Genomic DNA, 25,635 nt, shown 5'->3' with positions numbered 1-25,635 from the left:
GGGCCGGTGAATCCGGCTCCTGTAGACGACGGTAGTCGCTCGGACACCTCCCCGTCGCACCGTGTTCACGGCTCTGGCCCGCTTCATCCACCTCGCCCGCTACAGTCAGTGACGTGACCCCGATTGGCGCCGGCCGGTGAGCCGCGACGACAGCACCCGCCTCGGCGAGATCGTGACAGCCTGCGAGATCATCGCCGACTATCTGGCGCGCGACGGCGTCGACCCCGACCTCGCGTTCGACGCGATCCGCATGCGGCTGGTCGAGATCGGCGAGGCCGTCCACGGGCTCGAGTCGGCCACCCGCAAGCGCGAGCCGAGCGTGCCGTGGAAGGAGATCTCGCACATCCGATCCCGCGTGCTGCACCGGTACTCGGCGAAGTCGCGCGACGTCGTGCTCGAGACCGCGCGCACCGAGGTGCCCGTGCTGCGGGCCGCGGCGGAGCGGCTGCTGGGGTCGCTCTAGCTGCGTCGGTGCGGGGGCGTCGCGCGCGACTCGGCGAGATGGCCCCCGGCGTCGGGTCCGCGGGCCCGAGCCGACACCGACGGCCACCTCGCCGCGCTGGCCGGCGCGCAGCCCCCGCGCGCGACTCGGCGAGATGGCCCCCGGCGTCGGGTCCGCAGGCGCGAGCCGACACCGACGGCCACCTCGCAGGCCTGGCCGGCGGGAGCGCACGACGTGGTGCGGACTCGAGCCGCGCGCACGAGCAGCGCGAATGTCGGTGGGGCGCCGTAGGGTCGCGGCGTGAACGACGCAGCACTTCAGCAGAGCGGCCTCCGGTGGGCGGGTCAGCGCATCGATGCCAGCGCGCCCGGCGCCCTGCCCGGCCTGGAGCGCGTCAGCGGGCTCGTCCGGAGTGTCCGCACGCCCGAGTTCCAGGGCATCACGTTCCACGAGGTGCTCAGCAAGTCGGCGCTCAATCACGTGCCGATGACGGCCAAGGTGCTGCCCGGCGAGTGGACCATCAACCCGTACCGCGGCTGCTCCCACGCCTGCGTCTACTGCTACGCGCGCCCGACGCACGAGCACCTCGGCATGGGGCTCGGCGACGACTTCGACACGCAGATCGTCGTCAAGACAAACGTCGCCGAGGTGCTCCGCTCCGAGCTGGCGCGCAAGCGCGAGCTGCCCGAGCGGGTGGCCATGGGCACGAACACCGACCCCTACCAGCGGGCCGAGGGCCGGTACGCGCTCATGCCGGGCATCATCGACGCGCTCGCCGACGCCGGGGTCGACTTCTCGATCCTCACGAAGGGCTCCCTCATCCGTCGCGACCTCGACCGCCTCGTGAGAGCGTCCGAGCGCGTCGACGTGCAGCTGGGCATGTCCATCGCCGTTCTCGACGACGACCTGCAGTCCTCCATCGAGCCGGGCACACCGTCTGCCACGGCGAGACTCGCCACCGTCCGCGCGATCCGCGACGCCGGCCTCGACTGCACGGTCTTCGCAGCGCCCCTGCTGCCGGGGCTGACCGACTCCGCCGAGCAGGTCGACGACCTGATGGGCGCACTCGCCGACGCGGGCGCGACCAATGTGCTGCCGTCGCTGCTCTACCTGCAGCCGGGCGTGAAGGAGCTCTACCTGAGCTGGATCGAGCGCGAGCGCCCGCACCTCCTCGACGGCTACCGCAGGCTCTACTCGGGCGGCACGCACGCGTCGAAGGGGTACCAGGAACTCGTGTACGACCGAGCGCGAGCCTCACTGCGCCGACACGGGCTGCCCGTCCCGGGCCCGGCCACGCGCGATCTCTTCGGCTTGCACGGCCGTCGTCGCGCGCCCGCTCCCGCCGACCCTCCGGCCCCCACCCTCTTCTGACCCGACGCAGGCCCGCGCCCCCGGCACGAACGCGCCCTGCGCAGTCGGACCAGGAGGGCACAGACCCGCGCCGAAGGCGCCAGACAAGCACCAGTAGGCCCGCACCCCCGGCACCCCGCGCCCTGCACGGTCGGACCAGGAGGGCACGGACCCGCGCCGAAGGCGCCAGACAGGCACCAGCAGGCCCGCGCCCCCGGCACGAACGCGCTCTGCGCGGTCGTACCAGGAGGGCACGGACCTACCCGCGCGCGTCAGTGGTAGCCGGGATCTCCTCGACGCGGTCGCCGTGCTTGCGCACCGGGCGCACGTCGCCGACGATCGGCACGGCCTTCCGGTAGGCGAAGAAGGCGTAGCGCGAGATGAAGTGCGCCATCGTGGTGATGCGGTTGCTGTTGCCGAGCAGGCTGTAGATGTGGATGACGATCCACGTGTACCAGGCGAGCACGCCGGTGAGGGTGATCCCGCCGCGCAGCTGGGCGACAGCGGCGTGACGGCCGATCGTCGCCATGGTGCCGCGGTCGTGGTACTTGAAGCTCTTGGTGGGCTTGCCGGCGAGGATGCGCTGGATCTGCTCGGCGACGTGCACCCCGCCCTGCAGGGCCGGCTGGGCGAGCTGGTCGAGGGGCTTGGGCGTGAGCGCGATGTCGCCGACGGCGAAGATGCGGTCGTGGCCCTTCACGCGCAGGTCGGAGCCGACGACGATGCGCCCGCCGCTGCCCTGCTCGAGACCCCAGTCGTTGACCTCGCCGTGGGCCGTGACGCCGGTGGCCCAGATGACGAGCTCGGCGGGGATGAACTCGCCGTCGGCCGTCACGACGCCGTGCTTCTGCACCTCGGCGACGCCCGTGTTCAGGCGGAGCTCGACGCCGCGCTTGCGGAGGGACGACGCCGCGTACTTGCGCAGGCGCGCCGCGAACGGCTTGAGCAGCTCGCCGGAGCGGTGCACGAGCGTGATGGTGATGCTCTTGCGGTCGATCTCGGGGTAGGCGTGGATGAGCGCCTGGTCGCGCAGCTCGGCGAGCGCGCCGGCCATCTCGACGCCGGTGGAGCCGCCGCCGACGATCACGACGCGCACCTCGGAGGTGTCTTCGCGGAGCGCCGCCTTCTCGAGCTGCGTGAACAGCTCGTCGCGGATGCGGAGCGCCTGCGACCGCGAGTACATCGACTTCGCGTACTCCTTGGCGCCGGGCGTGCCGAAGTAGTTGGTGTTCACGCCGTTCGCGAGGACGAGAGCGTCGTAGGCGATGACCTCGCCGTCGGCCAGCGTGATCCTGCGAGCATCGTCGTCGATCTTGGCCAGCAGGCCGTGCTGGAAGTTGGCGTTGGGCTGCGACTTGCGCAGGCTCCGCAGGAAGTACGTCACGTCGCCGGCGTTGAGCCCGCCGGTCGCCACCTGGTACATGAGGGGCTGGAACATGTTGTAGATGTGGCGGTCGATCAGCGTCACGCGGACCGGGGCGTCCTTGAGTGCCTTCAAGGTGGCGATGCCGGCGAACCCGCCCCCGACGATTACGACGTGCGGCATCTCTGCCATGTGGTCCTCTTCCCTGCGACGAACGAGGAGGCCGCGAAGGCGCTGGTTCGTCGTCTTCGCTCGAATGCTCCTCCAACGGTAGTCCTCGCGGGGCCGCGCCGCGAACGAACGGCTCGTGACGCCACAATGGACGCATGACACCGCTGATCATCGGAGTGCTCGGCCTGCTGGCTGTCGCCGGTGCGACGGCGTTCGGGCCGCGCGTCGGAATCGCCACGCCGCTCCTGCTCGTCGTGCTCGGAATCGTCGTCGGGCTCATCCCCGCCGTGCCCGATCTCCCGATCGATCCCGAGTGGCTGCTGCTGGGCGTCCTGCCGCCGTTGCTGTACTCGTCGTCGGTGTCCATGCCGTCGATGAACTTCCGGCGCGAGTTCGGCGCGATCGGCGGGCTGTCGGTCGTGCTCGTGATCGCGTCCTCCCTCCTGCTCGGCCTGTTCTTCGCGTGGGCGATCCCCGACCTGCCGCTGGCCTGGGCGATCGCCCTCGGCGCGGTCGTGAGCCCCACCGACGCCGTGGCCACGTCGATCATCAAGAAGCTGGGCGTCTCGCCGCGCGTGGTCTCGATCCTCGAGGGCGAGAGCCTCCTCAACGACGCCACGGCCCTGGTGACCCTGCGGTCGGCCGTCGCCGCCGTCGCCCTGTCGTTCTCGGCGATCGGCGCCCTCGGGTCGTTCGCCTACGCGGTCCTGGTCGCCGTCGCCATCGGCTTCGCTGTGGGCAAGGTCAACCTGCTCGTGCGCAAGCGGGTTCAGGACGCCACGGTCAACACGGTGATCGGCTTCGCCGTGCCGTTCATCGCCGCACTGCCGACCGAGGCGCTGGGAGCGTCCGGACTCGTCGCAGCGGTGGTGGCCGGGCTGGTGACGGGGCGGGGTGCGCCGCGCGTCCTCAGCCCGCAGCATCGCCTGTCGGACGCACAGAACTGGAGGACGGTCGAGCTCGTCCTCGAAGGCGCGCTGTTCCTGACGATGGGGCTCCAGCTCTCCCGCATCCTGAGCGACGTGCACGAGGACAGCGTCGGCGTCCCGCTGGCGCTGCTGATCGCGGCCGGCGCGTTCGTCATCACGCTCGGCGTGCGAGCGCTCTACCTGAGCCTGCTGCTGAACGGCCTGAAGAAGCGGGCCGCGCGGATGGCGAAGTCGAAAGACCGCTTCACGACCATGCAGGGCCAGATCGACAGCGGTGAGCCTCTGGCGATCACCGACGGATCGCGACGCGGAGCGAGCCGCGCCGGTCAGGAGCGCTTCGAGAAGGCGAGACAGGACCCCACGCGCCTCGGCATGATGCGCACGCGACTGGTGCGGGCTCTGGCCGACATCGAGTACTACCTGCAGGCGCCGCTCGGCTGGAAGGAGGGCACGATCCTCGTCTGGGCGGGCATGCGCGGCGCCATCACCGTCGCGGCGGCCCAGACGCTCCCGGAGGACGCCCCTCACCGCAACCTCCTGGTGTTCATCGCCTTCGCCGTCGCAACGGGGTCGCTGCTCCTCCAGGGCGGCAGCATCGGCTGGCTCGTGAAGCGACTGGCGCCCGCGACGACGAACCCGGCCGACGAGACGGCGGAGCGCACCAAGATCATGACGCTGATGCAGGAGGCGTCGGCGCCGCTGATGACGGGCTACCAGCGCGGCGACTTCGTCGACAAGGAGACGCGGCTCGCCGTCCTGCAGGCGCAGCGGAACGCACTGCTCGACGCCCGCGACGACGGCACATTCGACGCCGAGATCCTGCAGAGCTCCCTGGTCGTGCTCGACGCGGATCAGATCAGCATCGACCTGCGCGGCGGCCCGAACGGCTGAGCCGACGCGGGTCGCTTGACTCACGCGGCACAGCCAGCGAGCGCCTAGGCGTGCGCGAGCCGGCGCGCCGGCCGCAGGCTGACGCGGTACGAGCGCGGCACGGTGGCACCGGCTGCGAGCAGCGTGCGGCCGTCGCGCGGGTCGCGCAGAGGCAGATCGCCCGACAGCAGCGGGACGGTCGTGTACCCCGCCTCGGCCTCGCGCGCGGCCACCCGGGGCAGCGCGATCCGGCACAGCGGCAGGCCGGTGAGGCCCAGCGCGAGGACGACGACGGGCGCCACCGTGACGCTGAGGTCGGGCTGACCGGTGGTGGCGACGGACAGCAGGGCGCCCACGAGGGAGACGAGACCGAGCACCGTCATCGCTCCGGCGAGCACGAAGGCCAGAGACCACGTGTACGCAGGAACTCCGCGAACCAGTCCGTTGCTGCCGTCCATGCGCGACCCCTCTCCCGTGAGGGTCGGCGTTCCGCCCTCGCGGCAAGGCTAGGGTCGCGGGCGCCTCTCCCGCGCCTCCACGTTCTGGTGCCACCCGACCGGGTGATAGCCCCGGCGGCACCCGGGAGCAGACCCGTCGCTACAGGAGATCGAGCTGCTGCAGGATCCCCAGGACGTCCGTCGAGCCCCAGCGGTCGCGGGCCTTGCCGTCGGCGAACCCGATCACCTGCACGTTGCGCACGGTGAAGCGCTTGCCGGTCGCAGCGTGCCCCATGAAGTCGCCGGTGTGGGTGCCAGACAGGTCGGTGATGGTGATGAACTTCGTGGGCGTCGCGATCGTCTCGACGACGTCGTGATCGATGTCCGAGAACGACTTCCCGAACGTCTCCCAGAACCAGGCGATGCCGCCGCCGCCGGCAGGCTGCCCCTCGGCCGGGTCGTGGTCGGCGAAGTCGACGTCGAACCTCTCGCCGAGCTCCAGCGACTGGTCGCGCATGCGCCCGATCGCTGCGAGGGTGGCCTCGCCGCCTTCCGTGATCTCCGTTGCCATGCCGGTTCTCCTCTCCGGCGCGCCCGGACGGCGCGCACCCCGCCAGTCAACGCCCGGGGTACGCGCGCGCCACTCGGCTAGGCGGGGGTCACCACCACGCGGACGTCCCAGGCGCCGAGCGACAGGGCCGCGCCGGCCTCGAGCGCGTCGCCGGAGTGGAGGTCGGCCGCCGCGAAGGGCAGCTCGACCGAGGCGGGCGTCCACGACCAGTTCTGCACGACGTGGAGGCGCTCCCCGGCCTCGTTGACGGCCGAGTGCACGCGCACGGAGCCGGCGGCGGGACGCCACGGCCGGGCGGAGCCGATCTCGCCCGCCCAGGCGAAGAGGCCTTGCGCGAACGGAGGGTTCGGCAGTGCGCCGACGGTGGTGACTCGGCCCGAGCCGAGCTCCTTGGTGGTGACGGCGGCGTAGCTGCCGTGGTGCGGGTGGTCGTAGCGGGCGAGGACGGTGGCGTCGGTGGCCTCGTACGCCTCGATCCACTCGACCGCCGCGGCGTCGTCGGGCAGCTCGAGCCACGAACCGGCGACTGCGACGACAGGAACCGGCGCCTCGACGTTGGTGTACTCGTCGTACCAGGCCCCCGCGACGTCGGCGAGCCCGCCCGGTGCGACCTCGAGCCGGGCGCGGGCCTCGAGGTCGGCGTACCCGGTGCGGGGTCCGACGATCAGGTGGCCGCCGGCGGCTGCGTAGTCGCGCAGCCACGCCAGCACGGCGTCGTCGGCCACGTAGTAGGCGGTCGCCACGAACACCGGGATCTCGGCGGCGATGACCGCGGGGTCGAAGTCGAGGATGACCGACGTGTGGAAGAGCCGGGTCTGCAGCCCCGCGTCGAAGGCGCCTCGCTCGAACGCCTCGACGAGCGGCGAGTAGGAGTCGTTGATGGGCCAGCCGCCGGGGCCGGCCAGAGGTCCAAACTTCTCGAAGGCCCACTTGGAGGCGTGGTCGTAGAGGAGGCCGACGTGCGCGTCGGGGGTGAGGCCGACGATGCGGTCGCCGAGTTCCTGCAGCTCCGAGCCGAGCGCAGCGATCTCGCGGTACGTGCGCCCCGGCTTCTCGCTGTGCGGGAGGACGCCGCCCCAGTAGGTCTCCGGGCCGAAGTGGAGCGTGTGCCAGTGCCAGTACTCGATCATCTGCGCGCCGCGGCTGATGAGCGCCCAGGCGCTCTGGCGGCGCTGGCCGGGGTAGGCGGGGTGGTTCATCGACGAGAAGCCGATCGAGCCCGCGCCGACCTCGGTGACGAGGAACGGCTCGTGGCGGGTGCCGTACATCCAGTCGGCCGAGTGGTAGAGACCCCAGGTGCCCTGGGTCCACCACGTCTGCGGCTTGATCTCGGAGTCGGGGAGGGTCAGGGCGTCCTGCGCCTTGAAGTACGGGTTGCCCGCCGTGACCGTCATCATCTCCCCGATGGCGTCGTCGCGGATCGTCGGGCGCGTGTACGACATGCAGGTCATGACGAAGCGGTCGCCCGCGTACTCGTCGACGATCGCGGTCTGCCAGGCCATGTACTCGGTCAGGAGGTCGGCCTGGAAGAGCCGCCACGCGAGGTCGTACTGCGGGAGGAAGTTGCTGTCGGGGCGCCAGAGGTCGCTCCAGTCGGTGAGCCGGTGCGACCAGTACGTCAGGCCCCAGGTCTCGTTCAGCGTCTCGACGGTGCCGTACTTCTTGCGGAGATGGTCGCGGAAGCGCTCGAACGCGTCGTGGTTGTGGATGACCCAGGCGCCGGGCTCGTTGTCGACCTGGAAGCCGATGATCGCCTCGTGCGACGCGTGGCGCTCGAGGATCTTCCGGACGACGCGCTCCACATGGAACCGGAACGCGGCGTGCGTGACATCGATCTCCTGGCGCATGCCCCAGCCGAACGGCTTGCCCGTGGCGATCTCGACGTTCAGCTCGGGGTAGCGGCGCTGCAGCCACGGCGGGATCGCGTAGGTCGGCGTCCCGAGGATCACGCCGATGCCGTACTCGGCGGCGGCGTCGAGCACGGGGGTGATCCACTCGAGGTCGAAGACGCCGTCTTCGGGCTCCCACGTCGACCAGACCGACTCGCCGATGCGGATGACGCTGAAGCCCGCCGCCTTCATCTCGTCGAAGTCCTGCTTCAGTCGCGGCGTCGGCTGGTACTCGTGGTAATACGCCGCGCCGAACAGGACCTGCTTCGGGGTGTAAGACATCGTGCTCTCATTCGTCGTCGAACTGCGCGCGCGCAGAGGCTGCACTCGCGCACTTGCTTTCCATGTGCGAAACTGTTTCAATAAGTTTCGCTGGCAGATCGAGGCTACGAGCACGATCGATCCCCGTCAAGCATCGACTGTCGTCGTGAGGGGCATTCCATGGCACGCACACCGGACTCCCGGCCGACCCTCGATGCCGTGGCAGCGCTCGCCGGCGTCTCGAAGGCGACCGCCTCGAAGGTCCTGAACGGGCGGCCAGGCTCTTCCGAGGCCACCCGCGAGCGGGTCGAACGGGCGATGGCCGAGGTCGGCTACACGCCGCTCTCGCGCGAACGACCCGGGCGCGGTCCCGTCCACGTCGTCTTCGACACCCTGGTCAACCTCTACTCGATGAAGGTGCTCGAGGGGCTCGTGGCGGCGAGCCGCGGCGCCGGCGTCGATCTCGTCACCACCGTGCTGCGCGTGCCCGGCGACGGTCAGGAGCCCCTCGTGCTCGACCGAGCGTGGGTGCAGTCGATCACCTCACGCGGCCATCAGGGCGTCGTGCTCGTGACGACCCGCGTCGAGCCCTGGCTCGTCGCCGCGTGCCGCGAGTCCGGGCTGGCCCTCGTCGCGGTCGACCCGCCGAGCGGGCCGAACGCCTCGGCCGCGAGCCTCGACGCATCGTTCGCGAGCATCGGCTCCAACCACTTCGCCGGCGGCCTCCAGGCCACCGAGCACCTCATCGCGCTCGGGCACCGCCGCATCGGCTTCGTGAGCGGCCACCCGGCCGGCGCTGACGAGCGCGAGCGATTCGGCGGCTACCGCGACGCGCTGGCCGCGGCGGGCATCGTCGACGACTCCGAGCTGATCGGCGAACCCCTCGGGGCGTGGCCCGTCGACGCCGCTCCCTCGAGCCTGGATGCCGCCGAGCAGGAGACCGCGCGGCTGCTCGCCCTCGCCGACCCGCCGACGGCCGTGTTCGCCACGAACGACGGCGCCGCGTTCGGCGCCATCCGGGCCGTCGTCGCCCGAGGGCTCCGGGTTCCCGACGACGTCAGCGTCATCGGCTACGACGACACCTACTCGGCGATGCCCATGCCGACGACGCTCTCGACGATCCGCACCCCCATGCGCGAGATCGGCCGCCTCGCCGTCGAGACCGTGCTGCGGCTGGCGTCGGGCACGGCGCCGTCCTCGTACCACGTGAAGCTCGCGACGTCGCTGGTGGCGCGGGAGTCGACGGCGCCGCGCCGCCCCTGACGGCCCGCCGCGCTGACGACGGCGCGATCCTGCGACCAGAGACGGCCCCCGCGCGGCTGCACGGGGCCCTTCTCAGGAGCGAACCGACTACTCGACCTTGGCGACAGCCGCCTTGATCATGTCGACGTAGCGGTCGAGCGCGTACGGCAGGCTCAGGCTGGTGATGACCGTCGAGGCCATCGCGAGCTGCTGGTTCGTGTTGGCGACGTAGGAGCCGCGCTTCACGGCGGGGATCTGCGCGTACAGCGGCTGCTTCTCGATCTCGGCCTGGTTGGCCTTGTCGTTGAACCAGGTGAAGACGATGTCGGTCTTGTCGAGCTCGTCGGCCTTCTCGAGTCCGATGGTCGAGACGAAGGTGCCGGCCGTCTTCGGAAGGGCCGCCGCGGTCTTCTCCGGCGTCAGTCCGAGACCGGAGATGATGTCGACTCGCGGGTCGCCCTTCTGGTAGATCGACAGCGCACCCGGCTCGGCGGCGTAGATGTAGGTGAAGTCGTACTTGGCGAACTCGGGGTTGGCGGCGGCGGTGTCGGCCAGGGTCTTCTTGATGCTCGTCACCTGGTCGTCGGCCTTCGCCGTCTCGCCGAGCGCCTTGCCGATGATCGAGATCTCGTCGCTCCACGAGGTGCCCCACGCCTCGCCGGGGTAGGCGACGGTCGGTGCGAGAGCGCTGAGCGTCTTGTACTGCTTGGCAGTGATGCCCGACTGCGGCGCGATGATCACATCGGGGTTCAGCTCGGCCAGCGCCGTCATGTCGATGTCGGGGTAGACGGCGAACGTCTTCGGCAGCGCGTCGCCGCGCTTCTGGATCGCCTCGGTCACCCACGGGTAGTCCTTCTCAGAGTCGCCTCCCCAGGTGACCTCCTCGATGCCGACGGGGGTGGTGCCGAGCGAGACGACGGTGTCGGCCGCGCCCCAGCCGATGGTGACGACGCGCTGAGGCTTCGACTCGATGGTCGCGGAGCCGAGTGCCGACTTGATCGTGACCGGGAACGCGTCGGCGGACGAGCTCGACGTGTCGGTCGAGCCGGCGTCGCTCGAGGTCGAGCAGGCGGCCAGCGAGAGGGCCAGGGCAGCGGCGGCCGCGATCGCGGCGGACTTGCGCAAGAGGGAGGATGACAAGGGCGGTGCCTTTCGGGTGGGGTCGCATCGACCTTATTAGGTCATCCTTAGTTAGGCAAACCTTGCCTAATCTGCAACGGCCATCGTCGAGCGCTCACGCGGGTCCGGCTAGAGGGCGGCCTCGCGCTCGAGCAACGGGCCCAGCCGCATCGGCAGCACCTCGGTCAGCGCGATGGTCGTGTTGGTGCGGACCACGCCGCGGATCCGCAGGATCGCCCCCGTCACCCGCCGCAGATCCTCTGTCGTGGCGGCGACGACCCGCGCCAGCATGTCGCTCTCGCCTGTGATGGCGTGCAGCTCGATCACCTCGGGCAGCGCGGCGAGGCCGGCGACGGCATGCTCCTCGTCGGCCTGGCTCAGCGCTATCGAGACGAACGCGGTGAGCGGCCTGCCGAGCGCCGCCGGATGCACGCGCCGGCTCTGCGCGCCGAGCGTGCCGCCGTCGACCATGCGCTTGAGGCGGGCGTGCACGGTGTTGCGCGAGACGCCGAGCTTCGCGGCGAGCGCGACCACGGTGGCGTCAGGGTCGGCGTCGAGGGCGAGGATCAGGCGGGCATCGAGAGGATCGACGGTCATGTGAGCATTCTGCCCGGAATCGATGGCTGGCGTGGGCGTGTGCACGTTCCTGCGCCCGATGCTTGCGCGTCGGCCCACGCGCACCGACGATGGGGCCGTGACCCAGACACTGCCTGCCGCCGCTGCCACGACCGCGCCGGCCCCCTCCCCGACCCGCCACTCGATGATCGAGGACGCCCTCGGCATCGCGACGGGCACGCTCGTCGCGTCGCTCGGCCTCTTCCTGCTGAAGTCGGCCGGCGTCGTCACCGGTGGCACCGCGGGGCTCTCGCTGCTGATCAGCTACGCCACCCCGGTCCCTTTCGGCGTGCTCTTCTTCGCCGTCAACGCGCCGTTCTTCGCCCTCGCCCTCTGGAAGAAGGGCTGGGTCTTCACGCTCAAGACCGCCCTGTCGGTGGCCCTCGTCTCAGGACTCTCATCGGTCCACGTCGCCGCCCTCGGCGTCTCGCACCTGTCGCCGGTCTACGCAGTGGTCGTCGGCAACGTGCTCGCCGGACTCGGGGTGATCGTGCTGTTCCGCCACGGCGCGAGCCTCGGCGGCTTCAACATCGTCGCGCTGATCGCCCAGGAGCGCCTCGGCTGGCGCGCTGGCTACGTGCAGATGGGCTTCGACGTCGCCGTCGTGCTCGCCGCCTTCGCCGTCGTGCCCGCCTGGCTCGTGCTGCTGTCGGCCGGCGGTGCGGTCGTCATCAACCTCATGATCGCGCTCAACCACCGCCCCGGCCGCTACGCCGGGGTGCCGCGCTGGCTCTGACGCGCGGCCACGCCACCCGATCACGACCCCGCGGGCCCGGGGTTTCCATTGGGGAGACTTTCCCTGGGCGTGAATTCACGCTCAGGGAAAGCGGCTCCAGGAGAAACCCCGGCCCCGTTGCGCCGTCGCTCTGGCAGCGCGCACGCGGCCTGTCACCGGCCCGCGCTACCGTGAGCGCATGAGCGATACGTTCGACATCCTGCACCTGAGCGACACCCACCTCTTCGCCGGCGACGGCCGCCATTACGGCACCGTCGACACGCGCGCGAACCTCGAGCGAGTCCTGGCCCGGGCCTCGGCGATCGAGCGTCTCGACCTCGTGGCGTGCACCGGCGATCTGTCTGACGACGGAACCCCCGAGTCGTACCGCACCCTGCGCGACCTCGTCGAGCCGTGGGCCGCTGCGCGGGGCGCCCGCGTCGCCTACGCCATGGGCAACCACGACCTGCACGACGGGTTCCGCGAAGTCCTCGGCGAGACGACCCCGGTGTTCTCGGTCGCGCAGACCCGCGTCGTCGTCCTCGACACCGCGGTCCCCGGCGCCGGCTACGGCCGTCTCGGCGCCGAGCAGCTCGACCTCCTCGCGCACGAGCTCGCGACGCCCAGCCCCCGCGGCACCGTCGTGCTGCTGCACCACCCGCCGATCCCCGCCGCAACGCCGCTCCTCGCCGCTCTCGAGCTGCAGGATCCCGGGGCCTTCGTCGAGGTGATCCGCGGCACCGACGTCCGCGTCGTCCTCGCCGGCCACTACCATCTGTCGCTCGTCGACGCGGTGGCCGGCATCCCCGTCGTGGTCAGCGGCGGCGTCGCGAACCAGTCCGACCTGTTCGCGCCCGCCGGCCACGAGGGCGCCGTGCGCGGGGCCGCCGGAACGATCGTGAGGCTCGACGCCGACGGCGGAGTCCGCGTGCTGCCCTTCACGGCCGCCGCGCCCGACGACGGCGGGATCGTCTTCGCGCTCGATGCCGACGAGGTGGCGCGGATCGCGGCGGAGGCCGGGCCGCCCGCGGCGTGACGAAGGACGCAGGAACCGGGGTTCCTGCGCCCTTCCGGCCCTGCTAGAGCGTCGCGGCCGACGGGTCGAAGTCGACCGGGAGCGGCTCGGGCTTCGTGACGGAGCTGGCGATCGTGACGGTCGAGCGCGTCTCGGCGGCCTCGGTGATGCCCAGGAGCACGTCGAGCACGTGGCCCGCGATCGCGCCGGTGGCACGCTCGGGGACGCCCGCGCGGATGGAGCGTGCCAGGTCGACGATTCCGGTGCCGCGGCCCCAGGTCGAGCCCTCGACGGGGATGGTGGTCGGTTCGCCCTTGCCGAAGGCCCACAGGGTGGAGTCGCCCTCGAAGGTGTTCGGGTCGGGGAGCACGAGAGTGCCCTCGGTGCCGGTGATCTCGACGAAGCCCATGCGCGGCAGCGCCTGCTGGAAGCTCAGCGTCGTGGCAGCCGACTGGCCGGCCTCGAACGAGAGGAGCGCCGAGTAGTGGGTGGGCACCTCGACCGGGAACTCGGTGCCGGCCTTGGGGCCCGAGCCGATGGTGCGCGTCTCGTGCGACTTCGACGAGACGGCCTGCGCCGTCGCGACCGAGCCGAACGCGTGGACGAGCGTGGTCACGTAGTACGGGCCCATGTCGAACAGCGGGCCGGCGCCCTTGGCGAACAGGAACTCGGGGCCGGGGTGCCACGACTCGGGCCCGGGCACCTGGAACAGCGTGGTCGCGGTGAGCGGCTCGCCGATGTCGCCGCGGGCGATGGCGCGCATGGCGGTCTGGATGCCGCCGCCGAGGACGGTGTCGGGGGCGCACGCGACGCGCAGCCCCGCTGCGGCCGCCGCCTCGAGAAGACGGGTGCCGCTGGCGGCGTCGAGAGCGAGCGGCTTCTCGCTCCAGACGTTCTTGCCGGCGGCGAGGATGCGCTCGCCGACCTCGGCGTGCGTCGCCGGAAGGGTCAGGTTGACGACGATCTCGATCTCGTCGATCGCGAGGAGCTCGTCGACGGTGCCGAAGCGCGCGATGCCGTACTTCGAGGCCTGCGCCTCGGCTGCGGCGAGGTTGATGTCGGCGATGAAGACGACCTCGACGTCTGCGAACTTCGTCAGGTTGTCGAAGTACTGGGTCGAGATGTTGCCGGCTCCGATGAAGCCGATCTTTACGGAATTGGTCACTTGTCTGCTCCTACAGTGTCGTGCTCGGTGAGCCAGGCGAACGACTCGGCGATGCCTTCGAAGACGTCGCCAGCGTAGACGTCGAACTCGATGACGCGTCGCGCCTGGGGTGCTGCGGCGAGGATGGCGGGGATCGGCATCTCGCCCTGACCGGCGGGAGCCTGGAGCTCCTTGCCGCCGGTCCGGGGTCCGTCCTTCACGTGGATCAGCTGGACGCGGTCGCCGAGCCGCGTCAGGAGGGCGGCGGCGTCGACGCCGCCGATCTCCGCCCAGTAGGTGTCGACCTCGAGGACGACCTCGGGCGCCAGCTGCGAGGCGAACAGCTCGAGAGCGGTCTGACCGTCGAAGGTCTTCTCCAGCTCCCAGTTGTGGTTGTGATAGCCGAAGCGGAGCCCATGCGCGGCAGCCGTGGCAGACAGCGAGTTGACGCGCTCGGCGAGGGCCGCGACCGCGTCGGTCGAGGCCCAGCTCGGGTCGGGTGCGTGCGGGTCGATGACGGTCTCGATGCCGACCTCGACGGCTGCGGCGAAGATCGCGTCGGGGTCGTCGGAGGCGATCACGGCCGCATGGCCGGACGGCGCGGCGAGGCCGGCGGACTTCAGTGCCGCGGCGAATTCGGCGGGGCGCTCGGCGAAGCCGTAGGGCTCGACATCGGTGAACCCGATGGCCGCGAGACGGTCGACTGCCGCCTGCAGGTTCTCGGCCACGGCGTCACGGACGCTGTAGAGCTGGACGGAGAGAGGCGTTGTCATCAGTGACTCCTGGAAACTCGTGGTGACTTCTGTCGATCTTCGATCAAAAGTCGATCATTTCATGGCCGAACTCAGCGTAGCCCGGTGATCAGGCGGCTCACAAGGTCCGCGAAACAGTTGCACAGGCACAGGCAAACCGACTACTGTCGCGTTGCCGACCTGTGGTTGGTTTTTGTTTGTGACTCAAGGAGGCGTCATGTCGACACCCGAAGCAACGAAGATTCCGGATCCCCTCACCCAGGCCGTCAGCACCGTGGCCGTGTCGAAGCTCTACCTCTGGGGCCTCGGCCTCGCCCAGTTCGGCATCTTCGTGGCGCTCCTGTCGCCGGTGTACGTCAGCATGCAGCTCAAGGCGCAGGAACTCGCGCCCACCGAAGCGGCGGCCACCGCCATGATCGCGTCGGTGCTGCCGATCGGGGCCCTCGGCGCCCTGTTCGCCAACCCGCTCGCCGGCGCGCTAAGCGACCGCACCCGCACCCGCTGGGGCCGTCGCCGTCCGTGGCTGCTCGGCGGCTCGATCGTCTTCATCGCCGGCCTCGCGATCGTCGCCTACGCGCAGGGCACCGGCCAGCTGATCGTCGGCTGGCTGATCTGCCAGGTCGCCGCGAACGCCACCTACTCCACGCTCACGGCGAGCTTCGCCGACAACGTGCCGCAGTTCCAGCGCGGCCGCGCCTCCAGCATCATCTCGCTCGCGCAGAACGGCGCCGTGCTCTTCGGCACCTACCTCGCTGTCTTCTTCGCATTCAACCTGCCGGTGCTGTTCATCGCCCCCGGCTTCCTCGCGCTCGCCCTCGTCATCGTCTACGCCTTCGTCGCCCGCGACGAGCTGCCGACCGCGCCGATCAAGAAGTTCACCTTCTTGAACATCATCTCGTCGTTCTGGACGAACCCGATCAAGAACCCCGACTTCGCCTTCGCCTGGTGGTCGCGCTTCCTGATCATCTTCGCGACCTTCATGTTCACGACCTACCGCCTGTTCTACATGCAGCACCAGATCGGCCTGGGCAAGCAGCAGGCCGTCGAGGCCGTCGCCTTCGGCGTGCTGCTCTACACGATCGCGCTCATCGCCTCGACCGCCGTCTCGGGCTGGCTCTCGGACAAGCTCGGCCGTCGCAAGATCTTCGTCGGAGGCTCGACCGCGCTGTTCGCCGTCGGCCTGATCATCCTCGCCCACACCTCGACGCTCGGCGCGTTCTACCTGGCGGAGGTCATCATGGGCTTCGCGTACGGCATCTACGCCTCGATCGACACCGCGCTCGTCGTCGACGTCCTGCCCAACGCCGACAAGCCCGGCAAGGACCTCGGCGTCATCAACATCGCGAACGCGCTGCCGCAGTCGCTGGCCCCGGCCTTCGCGGGCCTCCTGCTCGGCATCGGCAGCGCCGCCGGTCAGAACTACACGCTCATGCTCTGGGGAGCGGGCATCATCGGCGTCGTCGGCGCTCTGGCCGTGATCCCGATCAAGCGGGTCCGCTAGGCCACGCCCAGCAGCTGCGCCAGCAGCACTCGCGCACTCTCCGAAGGGGCGCTCGTCACGACGAGCGTCCCTTCGCCGTCGACGGGCGCCGTGCGGCCGCGCTCGGGGCCGTCGCTCTGGTCGACACGGATGGCGGTCGCTCGCGTGAGGTCCGGGACCACGTCGCCCGTCGCGATCATCGACGCCAGCGGATCGTGCAGCAGGCACATCCGCTCGCCCAGCACCGTCTCGTAGAAGTCGAAGTAGGTCGTGAGCATCTCGCCGAGCGCTGACGTCATCGGCGTTCCCGCGGCCAGCAGGGCGGCGCGATCCGATTCGTCGAACCGGTGCTGCCGGGTGACGTCGAGCGGCACGAGGGTGATCGGCCAGTCGGCGGCGAAGACGAGCGCGGCGGCCTCGGGGTCGCCGGCGATGTTCGCCTCGGCGAACGGCGTGCGGTTGCCGGCGTCCCAGACCGCTCCGCCCATGATCGTGAGGCTCTGGATGAGACCGGGGAGCTCCGGCTCCTGATCGAGGGCGAGCGCGAGATTGGTGAGCGGCGCGATCGCCACGACGCGGAGCCGGCCGGGGTGCGCCCTGGCGGCCGCGATCAGGAGGTCGGCGGCGCTGCCTTCGACCGTGGTGACGGCAGGGGCCGCGAGATCGAGCCCGCCGATGCCGTTCGCCCCGTGCACGTGGGGGGCTCCGCCGTCGAAGGGGTGGACGCGGTGGTCTTCGCCGCCGACGGCGACCGGGATATCGGTGCGTCCGGCCAGTTCCAGCAGGGCGAGGGTGTTGGCCGCCGCCTGCGCCGCCGTGACGTTTCCACTCGCCGCCCCGATGCCGACCAGGTCGACGTCGTCGCGCGAGAGCAGGTGCGCCAGGGCGAGGGCGTCGTCGATTCCGGTGTCGCAGTCGAGGAAGACGGGGATGGTTTCGCTCATCCCCCGACGGTAGTGCTTGCGCTTCACGCGTCGTCGGTCTAACGTGCAACCAAATGGTTGTAGAAAAACTGACACAGGATGAGATCGACCGGATCTTTCACGCACTGGCCGACGCCACCCGGCGCGACATCGTGCAGCGAGTGATCCGCGCCGAGCAGTCCGTGTCGACCCTCGCCGACCGCTACGAGATGAGCTTCGCGGCGGTCCAGAAGCACGTCGCGGTCCTCGAGAGGGCCTCGCTCGTGCACAAGGCCCGGCGCGGGCGCGAGCAGATCGTGTCGGGCGACATCGGCACCATCCAGCGAGCGGAGCAGCTCCTGAGAAGCTACGAGGACATCTGGAAGCAGCGCTTCCAGCGCATGAACGCCCTCCTCGCCGAAGACGGACCAGCCACGGACCTGCCGGCACCCGCATCATCCACCGACGCACCATCGAAAGGAACGGACACATGACATTCGCCATCGATGCAACTCACGACACCGAGAACCTCACCATGACCGTAGTCGCCCAGCTCGACGCGACCCCGGAGCGCGTCTGGCAGCTCTGGGCCGACCCGCGCCAGCTCGAGCGCTGGTGGGGCCCGCCGACGTACCCGGCCACGTTCACCCAGCACGACCTCGTTGTCGGCTCGACGACGGCGTACCACATGACCTCTCCCGAGGGCGACACGATGCCCGGGTGGTGGGTCATCACGGTCGTCGACGAGCCGCGCCGCCTCGAGCTTCGCGACGGCTTCGCCGAGGGCGACGGCACGCCCGACGAGACGATGCCGATCACGAGCATGCGCATGACTCTCGAGCCCGCCGACGGCGGAACCCGTATGACGCTGGTGTCGCACTTCGACTCGCTCGAGGGCATGGAGAAGCTGATCGCCATGGGCATGAAGGAGGGCATGACCCTCGCCATGGGCCAGATCGAGGCCATCCTCGCGAACTAGGCGGGGTCTCGCCGATCGAGCGGGGCCGCGGCTCGCTGCGCCGCGCCGTCGACGCATTAGTGTTGCCGGGACGGCGGGCGAAGGAGCTGCGTGATGAGAGGACCGTTCTGGGCGCGAAGCGTCCGACGACGGCCTGCGGCTTTCCTGTCCCTGTTCGTCCTGTCACTGATCGCCGTCGTGCTCTCCGCCCTCGCTCCCGTGATGCTCCGCTCTCTCGAGCAGCAGACGCTGGCGGATGCGACCGGCCCTGTCGGCGGGAGCCGGACGACGCTCGTCGCCTCTGCGGACTCCGGGCCCGGCGATGTCAGTTCCGGCTACGAAGCCGCCGTCGATGCTCTCACCCGCTCTTCTGCCTCCCTGTGGTCTGACCCCGTCACCGTGTCGGCCGCGACCTCTGCGTCGTCCTGGGAAAAGGCCGCATCTCCGAGCGAGAGCGGCACCCTGCCGACGGTGGGCCTGGTCGGCGGCGGCACGGACTGCGCTGGCGCGCCCCTCCTCGAGGGCAGGTGCCCGGACGCGGTCGGGGAGGTCGCCGTCAGTCGGGAAGCGGCCCAGGCCGCGAACAGGGACACGAGGGGAAGTCAGGCTGGCCTGGTGCTGGGGACCAGGCTCTCCCTTTTCATCGTGAACGATCAGGTGCCGGTGACGGTCGTGGGAATCTACGACGACCGACCGCTCAATGGCCGTTTCCTGTCGGACCCGGCGTCCTTCTTCGGCGTCGCGGGGGTATCCGACGCGCCCTCGTTCGTCGTCGCGGACGCGCAGTTCGACGCTCAGAAACTCGAAGCCACCGGCTACGCCCTCCGCGGGCTCCGGCATGTTCTGCGCCTGGACGACGTGCCGCGGGCGCTGCGCGACGTGTCGGCAGCGCACCGGGCGACGCTCGACGGCATCGCTGCGATCTCCGATACCGACACCGCGAGTCCGCTCCCTCGAATAATCGCGCGACTGGGACCCCAGCACCGGGCTGCGGAGGCGCTCCTGGCCATCGTCGTCGTCGAGGCCCTCGCTCTGTCGTGGTTCGCCATCGCGTTGGCGGTGCAGCGGATCGGGCGAGTCCGCGCCAAGGAGTGGGGCCTCGCGCGGCTCCGCGGTCTTCCGGTGGGGCGGCGGATCGGCATGATCCTTCTGGAACCGGGCATCGCCCTCGTCGCCGGAGCCGTCGCGGGCTTCGGCCTCGCCGTCCTCTCGGCCCGAGAGGCCGTCCACCTCGTCATCGGCCCTGGAGCGCCGGTGGAGCCGATACGCCCGCTCGTCCTCGCCGCCGCGGGCCTCGCCCTCCTCGGTGCGCTCGCGGCCCTGGCTGCTGCGAGCATCCGGTCGGCACGCCTGCCGCTGACCTCCGTCCTCCGCGAGTCGACCGAACCGCGCACCATCAGCCGCACAGCGCTGGTCGCGCAGTCGGGGGCCGTGCTCCTGACAGCCGCAGTCGTCTACTCACTGCTCGGGCTGAAGACCATCAGCGGCGTGCAGCTCGCATCGCTGACGCCGAGCCTGATAGCGGTGGTCACCGGCATCCTCGCTGTCCAGATCGCCATAGTCGTGCTCCGAAGGATGTCCCGTCGGTCACCGCGATCCCTCGGCGGCATCGTGGTCGGTCGTCAACTCGGGCGCACCCCGTCCGTCCTGCTGGCCGCGGTGATGGTGTCGCTCGGGTTGTCAGTCGCGACGTACTCGGCGCAGGTGGCCGTGGTCGCCGTGCATCTGCAGCAGAACCGGGCTGCCGCATCGCTCGGGGCGGACACCGTCCTGACAGTCGAGGTGCCTCGCACCGTGTCCCTCCTCGAGGCCGTCCGCCGCGCAGATCCCTCCGGGCAGGTCGCGATGGCCGCCGAGGTCTCCACGACGGGCAACGGCGTCGGGCGGTTCATCGCCGTCGACACCTCACGATTCGCGGCTGTCTCCCGCGTTCGTCCGGCCTGGCTCGGGCTCTCGTCCGAGGCCTTCCGAGATCTGCTCGTCCCGAAGCGAACGGCACCTCTCACCGCCCACGGGACATCTCTCCGCCTTCGCATCGCCGGCGCGGGCGTCACGGCGCAGAAGACGGATCCGTCGACGCTCCACCTGATCGCCGTCGTCCAGGCCGCCGACGGCTGGCACACCGTGGTCTTCGGCACCCCTCGCAACGGCACTCTCGTGAGTCCGGCGGGCTCGTTCCCCTGTTCCGCAGGCTGCCGGGTCGCGTGGATCGGCATCGAGAGCGCTCTGGCCGACCCGCTGCCGTTCGGGTACGAACTCACCGTCACCGGCGTCTCCACCGACCGGCAGAACGTCTCCGAGCTCGCCAGGTGGCTCGTCCCCTCGCAGTGGCGCAATCGCATCGGCGACCGCACCGACAGCCAGCAGCAGGCCTCCGTCCGGATCTCCCAGGGCAGAGACGGGCCGGCGGCGGTGACCGGACTCCGGCTGCAGTTCTCCGACTTCGACGGCGGAAACACGGTCAGCGCGATGCCTCGGGACGCCCCGGATCCCCTTCCCGCTCTCCTCGGCGGCAGAACCCGCGTCCAGGACTACCCGGGCGTCCCCGACGGAGTCCAGGGGGTCGCCCCCGACCTCAGCCCTCGCGTGCTGACAGTCATCGGCCGGGCCCGAGCCCTTCCACGCCTCTTGGACACCGGCGCCCTGATCGATCTGGAGACGGCCAGCAGGATCTCCGACTCCGGTTCGCGGGTCGGCCACGACGAGGTGTGGCTGTCTCCCGGTCAGCACCCCGCGGTGCTGACTGCGCTCCGTTCCGAGGGCATCCGCGTCACCTCCGTCACGCACCTCTCTGACGTTGTCACGGCAGACGTCCGGGAAGCTCACCCGCGGGCAGCCCTCGCGGGCCTCCCGATCGGCGCGGCGGCACTTCTGCTGACGCTCGTAGCGGCGGCGGCCCTCCGCATCATCGGAAGCGCCGGCCGACGCTCGGACTGGCAGTCGCTTCTCGACGCCGGCATCTCCCCGCAGAAGCTGAGAGGCCTTCTCCTGCTCGAGGCATTGACTCCCGTGGCCGGCGGGATCGTCCTCGGCACGGTGAGCGGCCTCGCCGCCTTTGCCCTGACGATCTCGCGGCTGCCGCTCCTCGCCGGAGACGGTGCCACGCCGCCACCCGACTTCTCGCCGGCTGTCCTGCCCCTCATCGCGCTTGTCGCCGGAACCCTGCTCCTCGCAGCGGGTGGCTCCGCAGTCGGCGCCCGGCTCGAGGTCGGCGCCGTGGGGCGGTCGTCGCGATGACTGAGACCCTCCGCCGAACCGCCCCCGCCGCCCTCCGTTGCGAGGGCCTCGTGCACGTCTACCGCGAGGCCGACACCGACGTCGCGGCCCTCCGAGGCATCGACCTGGTCGTCGAGGAGGGGCAGCGGATCGCCCTCCTCGGGCCGTCCGGGTCGGGCAAGTCGACGCTCATGGCCATCGTCGCCGGAATCCTCCGACCGTCGGCCGGTCGCGTCGTGGTGTTCGGCGCCGACATCGGGAGGGCGAAGGAACGCGAGCTGGCGCACGTGCGCCGGTCGACCCTCGGGCTGATGCTCCAGGGCGCGTCCACGAACCTGCTCCTGCACGAAGACTCGGACGCGAACCTCGCGTGGGCCCTGCGCGGCGCCGAACGCGGAGACGTGCGTCTCGGCCGACGGGTGCTGCGGTCGAGCGACCTGCATCGCGACCGTCGACCGGTCTCTGCGATGAGCCCGTCGGAGCAGCAGATCGTCGCGCTCGCGGTCGCGATGGCGGGTCGGCCGCGCCTGCTCGTCGCCGACGAGCCCACGAGCCAGCTCGACGACGCCTCCCGCGATCACCTCCTGGACGTGCTCGTCGAGACCGCGAGCGCCGAGGGCACCGCCACGCTCATCGTCACGCACGACGAGCAGGTCGCTGCCCGGATGCAGCGCATGATCCACCTCCGCGACGGCCGGATCGGCGAGGAGGCCTCTGATCGCGGGCGCTTTGCCGTGGTCGGCGTCGACGGCTCGGTCCAGCTGCCCGCCGAGCTCCGCGACCGCTGGCCGGCCGGCTCGTTCGTCTCGGTGGCCGAGACGGCCCCCGGCGAACTCGTGCTGAACCTGCAGCGCGACGAGGTGACCCCGTGAGCCCTGTCACCCTCCGTCTCGACGCGGTCGAGATCGTGCTGGGGCCGTCGCGACGCATCGGCCCGGTGACGCTCGAAGCGGGTTCCGGCGATCTCGTCGTCGTCACGGGCGGCGCCGGCAGCGGCAAGTCCACCCTGCTCGAGGTCCTGACGGGCTCCCGGATGCCCTCGGCGGGACGCGCCTTCATCGACGGTTCTCCGCCCCGCCTCGGCGAGGCCGGGATTCTCGCGCAGCGTCACGAGCTCCTCGGAGGCCTGACGGCCGTGGAGAACGTCGCAGTCCGGCTCTTCGCATCCGCTGACGGGCATCGCACGGCCAGGGGTCGATCGCATTCGACGCCTCCTGTCGTCACAGACGTCGAGCGGCTTCTCGCGTCACTCGGCCTGCCGCCGGCGAGCTGGCACAACCTCGTCGAGCAGCTCTCGGGAGGACAGCAGCAGCGAGTGGCCCTGGCCCGTGCCCTCATCGGGACCCCTCGCGTGATCGTCGTGGACGATCCGACCAGCGAGCTCGACGAGGCCACGGCGGAACTCGTCTGGACCGCCATCGAGACAGCGGCGGCGGCAGGTGCTCTGGTCATCATCGCCACGGACGATCCGCTTCCTCGAGAACGCGCCAGCGCGGTCGTCACCCTGTCTCTCGGCCTCGCCGGGCACGGCGAATGAGCTCGGCAGCACACGTGCGGCCGGAAGGATACGCCTGATGTCCGCGTAGCGGCCATCCCCTCACGAAATCGGGCGCTGGGCCGTTCCTGAGTGTTTCGTTGATGAGTCGCTACTTCCCGAGCGGCCCCCAAGCCCCCACAAGGAGAACACCATGCTCGGCCTCATCATCAGCCTCATCGTCATCGGCCTCATCGCCGGCGCGGTCGCACGTCTCGTCGTCCCGGGCAAGCAGAACATCTCGATCCCGATGACGATCCTCCTCGGCATCATCGGATCGTTCGTCGGGGGCTTCATCGGCTACCTGATCTTCCACAAGGACGCCTCGGACGGCTTCTTCCAGCCCGCCGGCATCGTCGGCTCCATCATCGGCGCGATCATCGTGCTCGTGATCTACCTGCGCGTCAGCGGACGCCGCAGCGTCTCGCGCTAGTCGCCAGCCGACTCTTCACCCAGATCGCAGCAGTGGTCGCCTCCGGGCGCCGCTGCTGCGATCTCGTCGATTAACCCCCGACACGGCGGACGACGGCGCCGGCTAGCGCGACCTCGACGAGCTCCCCCACGAGACGCGCGTAGCTCCAGCCCGCCGCCTCGAACATCTGGGGCACCTGCGACTGCGCGGTAAACCCCGGCATCGTGTTGACCTCGTTCAGCACGATGCCCGAATCGGTCACGAAGAAGTCGAAGCGCGCGACGCCGCGGCAGCCGAGCGCCCGGAACAGCGTCCGTGCCGCGCTCTCCATCTCGACGCGCACCGAGTCGCTCACGGGCGCAGGAACGGCGAACCGCGCCGTCCCCCCGTACTTCCGCTCGGTCCCGAAGACGTCCTCGCCCCCCAGGTCGATCTCGAGCGGAGGGCTGACCGTGAGGGCGCCGTCAGCCCGCTCGATCACGGCGATGTCGACCTCGCGGCCGACGACGGCCTTCTCGACGAGCACCCGGTCGTCGTGCTCCAGGGCGGCGACCACGGCCAGGTCGATCAGGGCGGCGTCGGCGACGAACGTGACCCCGTGGCTCGAGCCGGCGGCGACGGGCTTCACCACGACCGGGACGGCGGGCAGGGCGGAGGAGGGTCGGGTTCCTGCGCGGACGAGCACACCCGGGGCGGTCGCGACACCGACAGCCTCGGCGATCAGCTTGGTGACCCACTTGTCCATTCCCAGGACGCCGGCCGGCATGTCGGAGCCGACGTACGGCACGCCGATCGCCGTCAGGAAGGCGGCGAGCAGGCCGTCCTCGCCGTTGACGCCGTGGAGCGCGGGGAAGGCGACGTCGCAGGAGCGCAGGATCCGGACGGCGTCCTCGACGCCGATGGGAGCGCCCGCCGCCGTCGCCCAGGTGCCGTCGCGGCCGATCGTCAGGCCGACGACGGTGAAGCCGCACTCGATCGCCGCCGACGCGACACCGGCCGCCGACGCGAGCGACACGTCGTGCTCGGAGTTCTCGCCACCGCCGATGACCGCGAGTCGGAGCAGCCCGCCCGCGCGGCTCACGCCCTCTGCCCGGCTCACGCCGAGACCTCCGCCAGGCCGACGGTTCGACGGGTGACTCGCGCGCCGATGCCGACCACGATCGCGTGGTCGATGGTGCCCGACCAGTCCGCCCATTCGCGCACGGTCGGCTCGCCGTGGTCGCCGGGGCCGAACACCGTCGCAGTCTCACCCGCCATCACGGGATCGTCGCCCACGTCGACGACCACCTGGTCCATCGAGAAGAGGCCCACCACCGGACGACGCCGACCGCGGACCTGCACCCAGGCTCGGCCCGACGCCGTGCGAGGGAGGCCGTCGCCGTAGCCGACCGGCAGGAGCGCGAGCGAGGTCGGACGGGAGGTCGACCAGGTGTGCGCGTAGCCGACCCCGGCACCCGCACCCACGCGCTTGACCGAGACGATCGGCGCGGTGAGCGTCAGCGCGGGGTGCAAACTCGTGGTCCGCGACGGATCGATGCCGTAGAGGCCGGCGCCCACGCGGCTGAGATCGTACAGCGCCTCCGGCTGGGTGAGGGTCGCCGCACTGGCGGCCAGATGCCGGACGACCGGTCGCAGCCCCCTCGCCCGCGCGACGCGCACCGCGTTGTCGAAGAGCATCCGCTCGCGCGCGTTCTCGGGTGAGCTGGGAGCGTCGGCGGACGACAGGTGGCCCATGATGCCGACGACGCGCACCCGGCCGGAAGTGCGCTCGTGCAGCGCGGCCAGCTCGCAGAGGGTGGCCCAGTCGGAGCGCGCGGCCCCGTCGCGGTTGATGCCGAGGTCGATGTGGAGGTGGATCCGCGCGATGCCGCCTGCAGCGGCCGCCGCCCGCGACACAGCGTGCAGGTGCTCGGCCGTGGGGACCGCCACGTCGATCCCCGCCACCACCGCCCCGCCCCAGTCGGCATCGACGGGGTTGAGCCAGCTCAGGATCGGCGTGCCCGGGGCCCGCTCGCGGAGGTCGTGCGCGTCGGCGAGCGACGTCGTGCCCAGCCAGCTCGCGCCGTTGTCGGTTGCGACGCGGGCCAGGTCGCCGTGGCCGAACGCGTCGGCCTTGAGGACGGCCATCAGGTGGCCGTGGGCGCGCTCGGCGAAGAGGCGCGTGTTGCGGGCGACTGCGTCAGCGTCGACCGTGAGTTCTGCGGCGGTGCTCATCGGAAACCCCTCGTGATCGTGGCCCGCGAGTGGA

General features: G+C 70.8%; 24 protein-coding genes. 13 read left to right on the top strand and 11 right to left on the bottom strand.

Features of this window, described 5'->3' with window-relative positions; translation table 11 throughout:
* Nucleotides 1-136: 136 nt before the first annotated feature.
* Together AC07TY_RS06665 and AC07TY_RS06660 are read left to right on the top strand one after the other, a co-directional pair.
* Entirely contained in the window at nucleotides 137-463 is a 327-nt protein-coding gene (locus AC07TY_RS06665) for a HepT-like ribonuclease domain-containing protein (RefSeq protein WP_123505504.1), read from the top strand.
* Nucleotides 464-742: 279 nt separating this feature from the next.
* A complete protein-coding gene (locus AC07TY_RS06660; RefSeq protein WP_494784777.1) occupies nucleotides 743-1,813 on the top strand; it encodes an Rv2578c family radical SAM protein in 1,071 nt (356 codons plus the stop codon).
* 238 nt (nucleotides 1,814-2,051) lie between these two features.
* Here the strand turns inward: AC07TY_RS06660 and AC07TY_RS06655 are convergent, their stop codons facing one another.
* Nucleotides 2,052-3,347, bottom strand: a complete 1,296-nt coding sequence (locus AC07TY_RS06655) for an NAD(P)/FAD-dependent oxidoreductase (protein ID WP_199738225.1) — start codon at nucleotides 3,345-3,347, stop codon at nucleotides 2,052-2,054.
* Nucleotides 3,348-3,481: 134 nt separating this feature from the next.
* Between AC07TY_RS06655 and AC07TY_RS06650 the strand changes: the two genes are divergently transcribed.
* Nucleotides 3,482-5,146, top strand: a complete 1,665-nt coding sequence (locus AC07TY_RS06650; RefSeq protein WP_494784776.1) for a cation:proton antiporter — start codon at nucleotides 3,482-3,484, stop codon at nucleotides 5,144-5,146.
* A 44-nt stretch (nucleotides 5,147-5,190) separates the two neighbouring features.
* Here the strand turns inward: AC07TY_RS06650 and AC07TY_RS06645 are convergent, their stop codons facing one another.
* From AC07TY_RS06645 to AC07TY_RS06635, 3 genes are all read right to left on the bottom strand, one after another.
* Nucleotides 5,191-5,583, bottom strand: a complete 393-nt coding sequence (locus AC07TY_RS06645; RefSeq protein ID WP_488624716.1) for a hypothetical protein — start codon at nucleotides 5,581-5,583, stop codon at nucleotides 5,191-5,193.
* A 139-nt stretch (nucleotides 5,584-5,722) separates the two neighbouring features.
* A complete protein-coding gene (locus AC07TY_RS06640; RefSeq protein WP_494784775.1) occupies nucleotides 5,723-6,133 on the bottom strand; it encodes an ester cyclase in 411 nt (136 codons plus the stop codon).
* Between the two features lie 77 nt (nucleotides 6,134-6,210).
* Entirely contained in the window at nucleotides 6,211-8,304 is a 2,094-nt protein-coding gene (locus AC07TY_RS06635; RefSeq protein ID WP_494784774.1) for a beta-galactosidase, read from the bottom strand.
* A gap of 159 nt (nucleotides 8,305-8,463) precedes the next feature.
* Here AC07TY_RS06635 and AC07TY_RS06630 point away from each other — a divergent pair, with 159 nt between their 5' ends.
* Nucleotides 8,464-9,546, top strand: coding sequence for a LacI family DNA-binding transcriptional regulator (locus AC07TY_RS06630; protein WP_494784773.1), 1,083 nt, complete (start codon nucleotides 8,464-8,466; stop codon nucleotides 9,544-9,546).
* A gap of 87 nt (nucleotides 9,547-9,633) precedes the next feature.
* Here AC07TY_RS06630 and AC07TY_RS06625 read toward each other — a convergent pair whose 3' ends face one another.
* Nucleotides 9,634-10,665 (bottom strand): iron-siderophore ABC transporter substrate-binding protein, encoded by a 1,032-nt coding sequence (locus AC07TY_RS06625; protein ID WP_123505510.1) that lies wholly within the window; start codon nucleotides 10,663-10,665, stop codon nucleotides 9,634-9,636.
* 108 nt (nucleotides 10,666-10,773) lie between these two features.
* Nucleotides 10,774-11,241 carry an Lrp/AsnC family transcriptional regulator gene (locus AC07TY_RS06620; protein ID WP_123505511.1) on the bottom strand — a complete coding sequence of 156 codons (468 nt, stop codon included), beginning with the start codon at nucleotides 11,239-11,241 and terminating at the stop codon, nucleotides 10,774-10,776.
* Between the two features lie 163 nt (nucleotides 11,242-11,404).
* Here AC07TY_RS06620 and AC07TY_RS06615 point away from each other — a divergent pair, with 163 nt between their 5' ends.
* Together AC07TY_RS06615 and AC07TY_RS06610 are read left to right on the top strand one after the other, a co-directional pair.
* Nucleotides 11,405-11,995 carry a YitT family protein gene (locus AC07TY_RS06615; RefSeq protein ID WP_488626745.1) on the top strand — a complete coding sequence of 197 codons (591 nt, stop codon included), beginning with the start codon at nucleotides 11,405-11,407 and terminating at the stop codon, nucleotides 11,993-11,995.
* Nucleotides 11,996-12,173: 178 nt separating this feature from the next.
* Entirely contained in the window at nucleotides 12,174-13,010 is an 837-nt protein-coding gene (locus tag AC07TY_RS06610; protein WP_494784772.1) for a metallophosphoesterase, read from the top strand.
* A 43-nt stretch (nucleotides 13,011-13,053) separates the two neighbouring features.
* Here AC07TY_RS06610 and AC07TY_RS06605 read toward each other — a convergent pair whose 3' ends face one another.
* Together AC07TY_RS06605 and AC07TY_RS06600 are read right to left on the bottom strand one after the other, a co-directional pair.
* Nucleotides 13,054-14,154 (bottom strand): Gfo/Idh/MocA family protein, encoded by a 1,101-nt coding sequence (locus AC07TY_RS06605; RefSeq protein ID WP_123505513.1) that lies wholly within the window; start codon nucleotides 14,152-14,154, stop codon nucleotides 13,054-13,056.
* A complete protein-coding gene (locus AC07TY_RS06600) occupies nucleotides 14,151-14,906 on the bottom strand; it encodes a sugar phosphate isomerase/epimerase family protein (protein WP_494784771.1) in 756 nt (251 codons plus the stop codon). The genes AC07TY_RS06605 and AC07TY_RS06600 overlap by 4 nt, the downstream gene beginning before the upstream one ends.
* A 196-nt stretch (nucleotides 14,907-15,102) precedes the next feature.
* Between AC07TY_RS06600 and AC07TY_RS06595 the strand changes: the two genes are divergently transcribed.
* Nucleotides 15,103-16,386 carry an MFS transporter gene (locus AC07TY_RS06595; protein WP_494784770.1) on the top strand — a complete coding sequence of 428 codons (1,284 nt, stop codon included), beginning with the start codon at nucleotides 15,103-15,105 and terminating at the stop codon, nucleotides 16,384-16,386.
* Here AC07TY_RS06595 and AC07TY_RS06590 read toward each other — a convergent pair.
* Nucleotides 16,383-17,309 carry a nucleoside hydrolase gene (locus AC07TY_RS06590; RefSeq protein ID WP_494784769.1) on the bottom strand — a complete coding sequence of 309 codons (927 nt, stop codon included), beginning with the start codon at nucleotides 17,307-17,309 and terminating at the stop codon, nucleotides 16,383-16,385. The genes AC07TY_RS06595 and AC07TY_RS06590 overlap by 4 nt on opposite strands.
* Nucleotides 17,310-17,362: 53 nt before the next feature.
* Here AC07TY_RS06590 and AC07TY_RS06585 point away from each other — a divergent pair, with 53 nt between their 5' ends.
* The 6 genes from AC07TY_RS06585 to AC07TY_RS06560 all read left to right on the top strand — a co-directional run bounded on the left by AC07TY_RS06585 (nucleotide 17,363) and on the right by AC07TY_RS06560 (nucleotide 23,408).
* Nucleotides 17,363-17,761 carry an ArsR/SmtB family transcription factor gene (locus tag AC07TY_RS06585; RefSeq protein ID WP_488624725.1) on the top strand — a complete coding sequence of 133 codons (399 nt, stop codon included), beginning with the start codon at nucleotides 17,363-17,365 and terminating at the stop codon, nucleotides 17,759-17,761.
* Nucleotides 17,758-18,246 (top strand): SRPBCC family protein, encoded by a 489-nt coding sequence (locus AC07TY_RS06580; protein WP_494784768.1) that lies wholly within the window; start codon nucleotides 17,758-17,760, stop codon nucleotides 18,244-18,246. The genes AC07TY_RS06585 and AC07TY_RS06580 overlap by 4 nt, the downstream gene beginning before the upstream one ends.
* 93 nt (nucleotides 18,247-18,339) lie before the next feature.
* On the top strand, nucleotides 18,340-21,462 hold the full coding sequence (locus AC07TY_RS06575) for a hypothetical protein (RefSeq protein ID WP_494784767.1): 3,123 nt from the start codon (nucleotides 18,340-18,342) through the stop codon (nucleotides 21,460-21,462).
* Entirely contained in the window at nucleotides 21,459-22,313 is an 855-nt protein-coding gene (locus AC07TY_RS06570; protein WP_494784766.1) for an ABC transporter ATP-binding protein, read from the top strand. Before AC07TY_RS06575 ends, AC07TY_RS06570 begins: the two co-directional genes overlap by 4 nt.
* Entirely contained in the window at nucleotides 22,310-22,978 is a 669-nt protein-coding gene (locus tag AC07TY_RS06565; RefSeq protein WP_494784765.1) for an ATP-binding cassette domain-containing protein, read from the top strand. The genes AC07TY_RS06570 and AC07TY_RS06565 overlap by 4 nt, the downstream gene beginning before the upstream one ends.
* Nucleotides 22,979-23,129: 151 nt before the next feature.
* Nucleotides 23,130-23,408, top strand: a complete 279-nt coding sequence (locus AC07TY_RS06560) for a GlsB/YeaQ/YmgE family stress response membrane protein (protein WP_123505521.1) — start codon at nucleotides 23,130-23,132, stop codon at nucleotides 23,406-23,408.
* Between the two features lie 70 nt (nucleotides 23,409-23,478).
* On the opposite strand, the gene AC07TY_RS06555 is transcribed toward AC07TY_RS06560, so the two are convergent.
* Both AC07TY_RS06555 and alr read right to left on the bottom strand, forming a co-directional pair.
* Nucleotides 23,479-24,486 (bottom strand): D-alanine--D-alanine ligase family protein, encoded by a 1,008-nt coding sequence (locus tag AC07TY_RS06555; protein WP_494784764.1) that lies wholly within the window; start codon nucleotides 24,484-24,486, stop codon nucleotides 23,479-23,481.
* A complete protein-coding gene (alr, locus tag AC07TY_RS06550) occupies nucleotides 24,483-25,601 on the bottom strand; it encodes an alanine racemase (RefSeq protein ID WP_494784763.1) in 1,119 nt (372 codons plus the stop codon). The genes AC07TY_RS06555 and alr overlap by 4 nt, the downstream gene beginning before the upstream one ends.
* Between the last annotated feature and the right edge of the window lie 34 nt (nucleotides 25,602-25,635).

This window comes from Frondihabitans sp. GW821-FHT04F02 (genome assembly GCF_059420045.1).
Note: the sequence above shows the minus strand (reverse complement) of the source record. Positions and strands in the feature narration are given on the sequence as shown.